This is a genomic window from Pseudomonas sp. P5_A2_2 (assembly GCF_054177685.1).
This window is the reverse complement of sequence record NZ_JBGCUL010000544.1, coordinates 1-3076: the sequence shown is the minus strand read 5'-3', so window position 1 is coordinate 3076 and position 3076 is coordinate 1. Positions and strand designations below refer to the sequence as shown.

4 protein-coding genes are annotated in these 3076 nt (G+C 63.9%); 1 reads left to right on the top strand and 3 read right to left on the bottom strand.

Annotated features, from left to right (window positions below):
• The 3 genes from ACXRVY_RS21970 to pedF all read right to left on the bottom strand — a co-directional run.
• The coding region (locus tag ACXRVY_RS21970; protein ID WP_458238228.1) for a thiosulfate oxidation carrier protein SoxY at positions 1–272 on the bottom strand (272 nt) is incomplete at its 3' end.
• Between the two features lie 10 nt (positions 273–282).
• Positions 283–1158 (bottom strand): substrate-binding periplasmic protein, encoded by an 876-nt coding sequence (locus ACXRVY_RS21965; RefSeq protein ID WP_457266186.1) that lies wholly within the window; start codon positions 1156–1158, stop codon positions 283–285.
• Positions 1159–1161: 3 nt separating this feature from the next.
• Positions 1162–1623: a cytochrome c-550 PedF gene (gene pedF / locus ACXRVY_RS21960; RefSeq protein ID WP_223461921.1), complete on the bottom strand. Its 462-nt coding sequence runs from the start codon at positions 1621–1623 to the stop codon at positions 1162–1164.
• A 210-nt stretch (positions 1624–1833) separates the two neighbouring features.
• Here pedF and ACXRVY_RS21955 point away from each other — a divergent pair, with 210 nt between their 5' ends.
• Positions 1834–3018, top strand: a complete 1185-nt coding sequence (locus ACXRVY_RS21955; protein WP_457266187.1) for an ABC transporter substrate-binding protein — start codon at positions 1834–1836, stop codon at positions 3016–3018.
• Positions 3019–3076: the final 58 nt, after the last annotated feature.

Below are 3076 nucleotides of genomic sequence, written 5' to 3'. Positions count from 1 at the left end.
GGGTTCAGCTCGGCCCAGGCGAGAATTTTCACCACCTCGCCGTTGAACGCCCGGGCGTCGATCTCCAGCGGCACCTGCCGGGCATCTTCGGCAAACGGCGGCGCCAGCAGCTTGACCCGCTCATCGAAAACGAACGGCGCATTGCCCAGAAACTGCTGGTGATAGAAGGCCCACATCACCGATGGCACCGGGTCTTTGCCGGGATCGATTTCGGCGGCCTGTGCCGCCAGGCTTAACCAGCAGGCCAACRGACAACTCCCTCGCCATTTCATCGCCTGCTCCTTATTGATACATCTCGGGCACGTCGTAACGCAGGCCGTAATGGCCGTAGATGGTCTTCACCGAGCCCTCGCGGATCAGGCCTTCGAGCGCCTCGTCCACGGCATAGGCCAGCTGACGGTTGCTTTCGTGCACCGCCATGCCGATCTCCCAGAGCTGCTTGCCCATGTTCGGGTAGGCGTTTTCTGCCAGCGCCACTTGCGGGTCGGCCGCTTCATGGACCTGCCAGTCGATTTCGCCGCGCATGGCCATCACCGCGTCGACCTCACCGGCCTTCATCGCGGCAAAGGCCTGGGGCACGCCGGGATAGTGATGGGTCTTGCCGGCGAGCATGCCGTTGAACACCGAGGTCAGGTAGAACGACGGCACGCTGTCGACTTCGACACCAATCGGGTGTTGCTCGAACACCGCGACGCTGGCGACCTTGTCCAGCCGCCGGCGGTCATAGGCCACCTGCCATTGTTCGTTCTGGTACGGACCGAACATCACCACTTGGCCGTTGACCAGTTCGCCGAACTCGTTGCGCTTCTGCGCGTAGTCACGGTCATAAGGCACGCGCATCATCAGGTCGGCCAGCTGCTGGTTGTGCAAGGCACTGGCACGCCAGATGTAATCGCGCAGGTCGTCGTCGAGCTTTTCCCCGGCCGGTGCCCAGATCAGTGTCAGGCGCACGCCGAGCGCCTTGGCCAGGGCCTCGGCGAGTTCGACATCGACACCCTGGGGCTTTCCGGCGCGTTCAAAGCTGTAGGGGGCGAAGTCCTTGTAGACCGCCACCTTCAGCTCCCCGGCGGCGATCATTTCGTCGTAATTGCGAACCTGCGCCTGCGCCGTCTGGCAGCACAGCCACAGAGCGCTGATCAACACCGCGAGCAGGCGCATGGGTCACTCCTCGACGTGCACAGTGTCCAGATAAGTGCGCACCGCCCACAAGGCTTCCTGGCTCAGGTAGTCGGCCATCTTCGGCATGTACACCCGGCCGTCGCGCACCGCGCCATGGCGCACCCGTTCGGCGAACCATTCATCGCCCGCCTCACCGACATCGAGCATGCGCAAGTCGGGGGCGATACCGCCGGACTTGGCTTCCAGGCCATGACAGGCCGCGCAGTTCTGGGTGTAGGCCGAGGCACCGATTTCCACTGCCTTGTCGTGTTCCGGGGTGGTGCGATACGGGTTCACCGCGGCCCAGCCATCGGCATCGAGCTGCACGCCGGCGTCCTTGATCGGGGTCAGCCCCGGGGTGGCCACGGCTTGCGGGACCACGTTGCCGTGGGCCCACACGGAACCTGCGCTGATAAGACCGGCCAATAGCCCGGTCACGAGCAAGGCGTTGCGTATTGTTGTCATTGTTATGCCCTCTGGATTGCACGCAAAACCTCTTGGCAGAGGCTATGGCAGCCATCTTAGAAACGGTATCGCCCTCACCCCATGCTGCTTTGKTGGTCGCCACCTAGTCCCTTGGTAGTAAGGCGCCGGATGGACACCACCGGTACTTTCTGCATATTTCCTCAGCCTCAGGGGATTTCTATGCTGGCGCTGACGGTCATGGAGAGCCTTATGCGCCAGCTTGCCCCTTACGCCCTGATCTACCTGCTGGCGATTGCCTGCGCCGCCGGCCTGGCCACCCAGAGCCGGGCCGCCGATGCGCCCTTGCAGGTGCGGATCGGCTATCTGGGTTACCGCCCCGACCCAGGCCCGGTAATGTCGAACGTCATCCCCGAGCCCACCGATGCCGGGCTGCGCGGCGCCGAACTGGCGATCACCGACAGCAACAGCACCGGGCGTTTTCTCAACCACGGCTACAACCTGGTCAGCGCCAGTGTCGACAGCCCCGAGGCCTTGCTCGAAGCGGCAAAGGCGCAGCATGAACAAGGCCTGCGCCTGTTTGTGGTCAATGCCCCCGCCACCAGCCTGCGCCAATTGAGTGCAGCGCTGCCCGACAGCCTGCTGTTCAACGCCGGTAGCCCCGATGACAGCCTGCGCACCACCGATTGCCTGGCGAACGTGCTGCATACCTTGCCGAGCCGGGCGATGCTCGCCGATGCACTGGCGCAGTTTCTGGTGCTGCGCAAATGGCAGCGGGCGCTGCTGATTGTCGGCCCGACCCCGGACGATCAAGCCTATGCCGCTGCCCTGCGCCGCGGGGCAAAGCGCTTCGGCTTGCAACTGGTGGCGGAAAAAACCTGGAGTTTTGATAACGACCAACGCCGCAGCGCCCAGGCGGATATGCCGCTGTTCACCCAGACTGCCGAGTACGACGTGGTACTGGTGGCCGATGAACGCGGCGACTTCGGTGAATACGTGCCCTACCAGACCTGGTACCCGCGCCCGGTCGCCGGCACCCAGGGCCTGACCCCGGTGGGCTGGCACAAGACCGTCGAAACCTACGGCGCCGCGCAGCTGCAAAAACGCTTCGAAGCCCTGACCGGGCGCTGGATGAATGACCGTGATTTCGCAGCCTGGATGGCCGTGCGCAGTATCGCCAGCGCCGTGAGCAAACTGCGCCAGGCCGAGCCGATGGCGATCCGCACGCTGGAAATCAGCGACCAGTTGCCCCTCGACGGGTTCAAGGGCCGCAAGCTCAGCTACCGGTCGTGGAACGGCCAGTTGCGCCAGCCGATTCCCATCATCCAGCCCCGGGCGCTGGTCAGTACGTCACCCCAGGACGGCTTTCTGCACCCCTTCAACGAGATGGACAGCCTGGGCTACGACAAACCCGAGGTCAGTTGCCGTTTTCCCTGATCCGATAATCACGACAACAAGGAATCCGCCATGCGCCGCACCCTGCTCTCTTGCGCCT